At 46.9% G+C, this 5,508-nt stretch carries 6 protein-coding genes and 1 pseudogene; all 7 read right to left on the reverse strand.

What is annotated here, in order from left to right:
* A pseudogene (locus tag ACFINZ_RS08750) lies at nt 1-179 on the reverse strand (late control protein); the annotation flags it as partial.
* Nucleotides 179-433, reverse strand: coding sequence for a tail protein X (locus tag ACFINZ_RS08755; protein ID WP_375701337.1), 255 nt, complete (start codon nt 431-433; stop codon nt 179-181). The pseudogene ACFINZ_RS08750 and the gene ACFINZ_RS08755, both read right to left, overlap by 1 nt.
* The gene (locus ACFINZ_RS08760) at nt 430-891 is read right to left on the reverse strand and encodes a phage tail protein (RefSeq protein WP_375701338.1); all 462 of its coding nucleotides are present in this window, start codon (nt 889-891) and stop codon (nt 430-432) included. Before ACFINZ_RS08760 ends, ACFINZ_RS08755 begins: the two co-directional genes overlap by 4 nt.
* 13 nt (nt 892-904) lie before the next feature.
* Nucleotides 905-3,241: a phage tail tape measure protein gene (locus tag ACFINZ_RS08765; protein WP_375701339.1), complete on the reverse strand. Its 2,337-nt coding sequence runs from the start codon at nt 3,239-3,241 to the stop codon at nt 905-907.
* 131 nt (nt 3,242-3,372) lie between these two features.
* Nucleotides 3,373-3,786 carry a hypothetical protein gene (locus tag ACFINZ_RS08770; RefSeq protein WP_375612337.1) on the reverse strand — a complete coding sequence of 138 codons (414 nt, stop codon included), beginning with the start codon at nt 3,784-3,786 and terminating at the stop codon, nt 3,373-3,375.
* Between the two features lie 9 nt (nt 3,787-3,795).
* Nucleotides 3,796-4,314, reverse strand: coding sequence for a phage major tail tube protein (locus ACFINZ_RS08775; RefSeq protein WP_015856800.1), 519 nt, complete (start codon nt 4,312-4,314; stop codon nt 3,796-3,798).
* 3 nt (nt 4,315-4,317) lie between these two features.
* A partial coding sequence (locus ACFINZ_RS08780; RefSeq protein ID WP_375701340.1) for a phage tail sheath family protein occupies nt 4,318-5,508 on the reverse strand: 1,191 nt, incomplete at its 5' end.

Here is a 5,508-nt window from a genome sequence, read left to right on the forward strand (position 1 = left end):
AGAGTGCTGTTGCTTGAGGGAACCTCTAAATCATTGCCACTATCGTCAAACTCTGCTTCAAATGTATCGGCTTCATTACCGGCATGGTCCGTAATCGTTGCGGTTAAAAGACGCTGGTAAAAAACCTCATGAACAGGTTTGTCTCCCACCTTGACCACAATAAAAGGGTGTGTACGCATTAATCCCATAACCGCTTCACCATGCTTTGGGGATTAGACAACACAAATTCAGGCAAAATAACCGTTAAGCCCCGCGGTAAAAACACACCATATTTGGCAATCTCTGGATTGGCTTCCAGTGTGGCTTCTAAATAGCCTTTGAGTAAACCAGCTTGCCTCCGGTCTCTGAACACTGCCATGGCATGGTGAAAGCAGATAAGATCGAGACTCATATCCTCTAGCTCTACAACAACATGCTTTTCTGGTATCTTCATAGAATTTGTCCCACCTGGATTTGTCCCTCTTGGTATTGTCCTTGTGGTTTTCCGCCATTGAAAAAGGGTAAGAGCGTAATGGAATAGCGGATGCGCTGGGATTGACCAGAGCAGCTAATATAGTCGTGGTCTTTATTGATCGTGGTGATCACCACGGGTCCATGAAGAAGAACACTATAGGTGGTATCATTAATCCAACGAAGCATCTGGACCGGCTTTGCTCTTCGAATAGTTGTAGTGATAGCATCAATGGCTACACGATCACCAAATTCTTCTGGAAACCAAACCCCATGAATGGTTTTGGGATTATTGCCATAGCCGGTAAATTGCAAACTGGGGGACCTGCCAAAACGCTCCATACAAACCCATGAGGCAGAAAACTCTTCTTCAAAGGATTGGAAATTCAGCCAGTCCACATAAAATTGATGTGATCCTAACATCATCAAAGGATCTCTCATAGGCTCCCTCCCCTCATTCTGTCCCGCCATGCAATGCATTGGCGCGTACCCGTTGAATGGCATGGGCAACCGCACGACCGGTGGCAACAGGATCACGCGCACCATTGACATGCACTGTGACATTTTGATTGTGTGTGATAGTGGAATGCTCTTTGCCTTTTGCTTCTGTGAAAGGGGAATTTGCACGCCCCGCCCCTGCAAATTGTGCAATCGGTTGAATGGTTGTTTTGCCCCCCAAAAAACTTGGCAAAAACTCTCTTACATCAATGGAACCAATCCACCCCTTAATGCGGCTAGGCAAAGATTTACAAAAATCCATCAATTGTGAGATAGACGACATAAAGCCATCGACAATCGAATTAGCCAGATCTTCGCCCGCTTGTTCCATACCAGCCTTGGCACTCTCCGAGAGCTTTTCCTGTGTAAAAAAACTCTTCAACCATTGCCAAAAGTTGGAAAAGCTTTGTTTAACGCCCTCCCACAAATTGCCAAACCACTCGGCAACAGAGGAAAGCTCTTGTTTAAACTTTTGCCAAACTTGAGAGAGATCAAAAGCATTGGCGATTATATTTTTCCAACGCGTAATGGTGGTGGTATCAGCACCAAAAAAGCGCATAACAGCTTCAAAGGCTTGCCCAAAAGCCCGAGATACCCCCCGTGCAAAGCCCTTCATAAAAGAAGAAAAACGATCCCAATATTTCCACAAAGCAAAACCAGCAGCCAGTATGACCGCCACAACAGCAGCAACCACAGCCCCTATTGGGGTAAAAATACCCCCCACAACAGAGGAAAGACTTGCCCCAACCACTTCGATCACTGTCCCCATCCAACCAAAAGAGGCAGCAAATGCACTTCCTGAGACAGCAATCCCCCGTAAAGCCCCTACCAGTAAAGTTATGGGGCGTAAGAGTCGGAGTGAACTTGCCCCAAGACCCGCGGTTAGCAAGCCCAGCGAGCGCCCTGCGGCTGCTAAGCCCCGCCAGCTTGCAGCAACACCACGACTGAGTACTCTAAGCTTGATAAAAGAGCCCATCAATTGAAGAAGCCCAAGACGTGTGCCAGCCATGGTAAAGCGCAACACGCGCAGAGCAATATTAAAAGCCATCAGGGCAGCAATGGTTTTGATAATGGCACTTGTTAAAGTTGGGTGCGCATTCGCCCACGCCATAAGCCCATTAGTAAAATTACCAACAGTTTCCATGAGACTGTTGAGAGGAGGCAGAAGCACTTCACCAATGGTGATGCCCAAAGCCACAATACGGTTTTGTAAGAGTTCAAATTGCCGCATGGCACCGGTTGCTTGTTTGTCGGCTTCTTGTTCTACAGAACCTTTAAAGACTTGTGGATCTTTCACATACTCTAAAGCTTGCCCTAACAATTCTGGGTTACCCACCAATTTGGCAAAATCACCAGTAAAATCGCGCCCAGCAATGGCAATCAGCGAGCGCATGCCCTGTTCGGATTTACCCAACACATTAAAAAAGCGTACCAAGGTGCCGGTGGCATCTTTGTCCAGATCTTGCATGAATTTTTCGCGGGAAAGCCCAATATTGGCAAAAGCATCTTCAATATGTTTGCCCCCTGCCTGTATGCGCGCACTCATGGCATTAAAACCACGCGCGGCACTCTCAGGAACAATCCCAGCAGAAATCATCGCCGTACCAAATGCTGCAGTTTCGCGCGCGGTGAGCTTAAACATGGTTGCCGCACCGGTAGCACGATTGGTAAAATCAGACACCTCACTTGCCTTTGCCGCCATGTGATTAGAGAGATGATTGATAGCATCGCCTAGATCTTCAATGCCTGCCTGATTAAGCTTAAAGACATTGCGCAATTTGGCAAAGCGCTCCCCAATCTGATCCCCCGTCATATCAAAAGCAACAGCCGCTTTGGCAGCATAAATGCTAAAAGCTTCCAGATCTTGTTCGCCAATCCCTGCTTGGCTGGCACTGGTCATCAATTCTAAGACTTCACGCGCCGCTAACGGAATCTTGGTGGAGGTTTCAAGCGCAAAACGGCGCAATTCCTTTAAGCGATCAAGGGGGGCATCGAGAACCTTTTCTAATCCCTTCATCGATTGATCAAATTGCATGGCTTTATAGAGCGGTGCAATTAAGGTTGCTGTTTGCGCAATGGCACCCACCATGCGCCCCCGCGCTTGGTTAAAAGCATTTTCCGCATTGGCTGTTGCTTCCCTCAGATGCTCCGAGTCAAACCACCCTTTAAAATGCTGCCTTGTCTTGTTTTGGAAATGCGCAATATCTGAACTAAAGGCTGCAAGATCTCGCTTGGCAGAAGCGATCCCCTCTTGCAGATGATTAACAAAACGCACAACAAGAGAAACATCCATGATCGTCTCTTATCCTAACTGATGGCTTTCATATTCTTGAGCTTTCAGGCGCGCGAGTTCTTCTCGATAAGCAATCACATCCAGCCAATCCATCTGGTTAATTTCTGAAGGCGCCCAGTGATAATAAAGGGCTAGCTCTGCCCCAAATTGTCCGGCAGAGAGGATTGGAGTTGCGGAAAAAAAGCAAAAAAAGCCTTCAATATTGCGACAATATCCATCACATCAACTCGATCAATCAATTCAATAGATTCATGTGACATATCAGCCAAAAGTGCTGTGATGCCTTCTGTTGCCTCACTTGTGAACAAAACTTGAGAAAGCTTCGTGATAAGCACATCATTGCTCAAAGTTGTTTTTTGCTCTCCAAACTCAGGAAGCAGCAGCTCTGTCAATTGTGGTCCAATGAGCACCGCTAATTGCTTGGCATGCTTAAAAGTGGGGCGATAAAAGGTCAGTTTCTTGCAGAGAGATTCTTTGCCACCTTTATCTTGATAAGGAAGCGGAACCTGCAATTCCACGTCAATGCTGGTTTGTAAACTTGTCATGATCAATTCCTATAAATTGAGAATAGAGCGGCGGCGAGAACCGATCTCTTGCCCATTGCGGACAAGCCAGCCGCCCCGTTTAAAAGAAAAGCGGTGCAAAACAGAACCATCCCAAAATTCCGTATAGTCCCAAACATTTTTGATCTCGCAATCATAGCCTGTCGCTTTTCCAGCTGTTAAGCCTTCGCTATCGACTTTGACCAACCGCCCTGTCACATCAATGGAATGCTCATGCTCGCGTCCATCTTCTTCAGAGATCACATGTTTTTTGCCTGTAAATTTATGACGAAGCCCAGGAGGACCACCAAAGATGCCGATAATTTCGGGGGTATGGCTGCGGATTTTCATTTGTAAACTCAAAGCTTTCACACCAAGACCGCTCACATCAATTTGCATATCAGAGCCGCCCGGTTGATAGGTTTCGGTGATTTCTTCCAACGTAGGTAATTTGAGGGTTTCAAGATCAAGATGGAGATTCACATCATCATCAACAATCAAGGTAAAACCGCGCACAATGCGTAAAGTCATGCTTTAACTCCTTGCTGCTTTGCGATAAGTTTCAAGCGTATCGCCAAATTGATAAGTCATTTTCTTTTGGATATCTTCAGCCAAACGATCAAAATAAGCGCTATTGCGCCGGCTGCCGAAACTCAAATCTTCTAAAGGTGGCACTTCTTCTGCATCAAATTCCACCCGCAATTTTCCCAATTGCAAAGTGCTGTTGGAATTTAAATCACGATCAAACCAAACCCGGCCACCCAAAAGCGCACCCCGCGCAATCAGATCATCAAGAAACTGTGTAAGGCTGCGGGTAATGGCAATAACATGTTGACCAGTAAGGTTTTCATCATTCGCCCAAGGGCGGAAATTGTTAATGATCGTTTTTTCCAAAGCTGCACGGGTGCGCACCACATTGACAAAACGCCACAATGGGTCACTGGAGGTGGTATGGTTGCCCCATAAAATGCGCCCATTGGAAGCTACTTCTCCCTGCGCATTTTGGCTAAGCCGTGCTGGAATAAAGGTCGCAATATCGGCTTGGTTAAGGCGATTTGCCTCATGATCAATTTCCCCATCAAAATAGCTAATGGGGCGTGCCGTGCCTAAAATGCCATGCACATCTTGGTTGGAAGGAGACCAAAAAACACCGCCCCTTTGCTTGTCACGTTTGATAAACATGGCTGCTGCAAAAGGACTTGCGGGTTTAACACTAACACCCCCCTCACGATTTGCCACCCGTACAAAGGGGTCAATCAAATAACAAAAGCGTGAGGAAAAATCTGCACGATAGGCAAGACTTTCTTCCGTGTTTTTACCCCCCGTATCAAAAACCGCAATCGCTTGTAGCTTTTCTGCCACTTGTTCCAAAGCGTCTGCCACAGGGTTTTTGCCATTGTCAATCCGCCCTGCACTATAAGCCGGTGCCAGTAAAATCCCAGGTTCCACACCTAAATGCCCACGCGCATGAGCCAAGGCGTGCACACCGGTCAAGTGAGTATTGGATCCCACCATTTCGGTTTGTGTCTCAGCAATGGTTGACTTTTCTTCCACACGCACAAGGATAATTTGTGCCTCAATCCCCTGCGCGCACACGGCTTTAATCACATCAAGAGCCGTGCCTCTTGCCCCAAGCTTTTGGATTTTCTCTGTCTCATGGGTGAAGACCAACACGGGCTCGTCGAGGGGAAAAACTTGGTTGTCAGCATCAGGGGCTGTAACAAC

The organism is Bartonella sp. AA81SXKL (genome assembly GCF_042196945.1).
In the GTDB taxonomy this organism is placed as follows: domain Bacteria; phylum Pseudomonadota; class Alphaproteobacteria; order Rhizobiales; family Rhizobiaceae; genus Bartonella.

Coding starts and splice junctions, on each gene's coding strand:
- ACFINZ_RS08765 (WP_375701339.1), bottom strand. CDS start 3,241: ATGGATGTTTCTCTTGTTGTGCGTTTTGTTAATCATCTGCAAGAGGGG.
- ACFINZ_RS08775 (WP_015856800.1), bottom strand. CDS start 4,314: ATGACTTTACGCATTGTGCGCGGTTTTACCTTGATTGTTGATGATGAT.
- ACFINZ_RS08760 (WP_375701338.1), bottom strand. CDS start 891: ATGAGAGATCCTTTGATGATGTTAGGATCACATCAATTTTATGTGGAC.
- ACFINZ_RS08770 (WP_375612337.1), bottom strand. CDS start 3,786: ATGACAAGTTTACAAACCAGCATTGACGTGGAATTGCAGGTTCCGCTT.
- ACFINZ_RS08755 (WP_375701337.1), bottom strand. CDS start 433: ATGAAGATACCAGAAAAGCATGTTGTTGTAGAGCTAGAGGATATGAGT.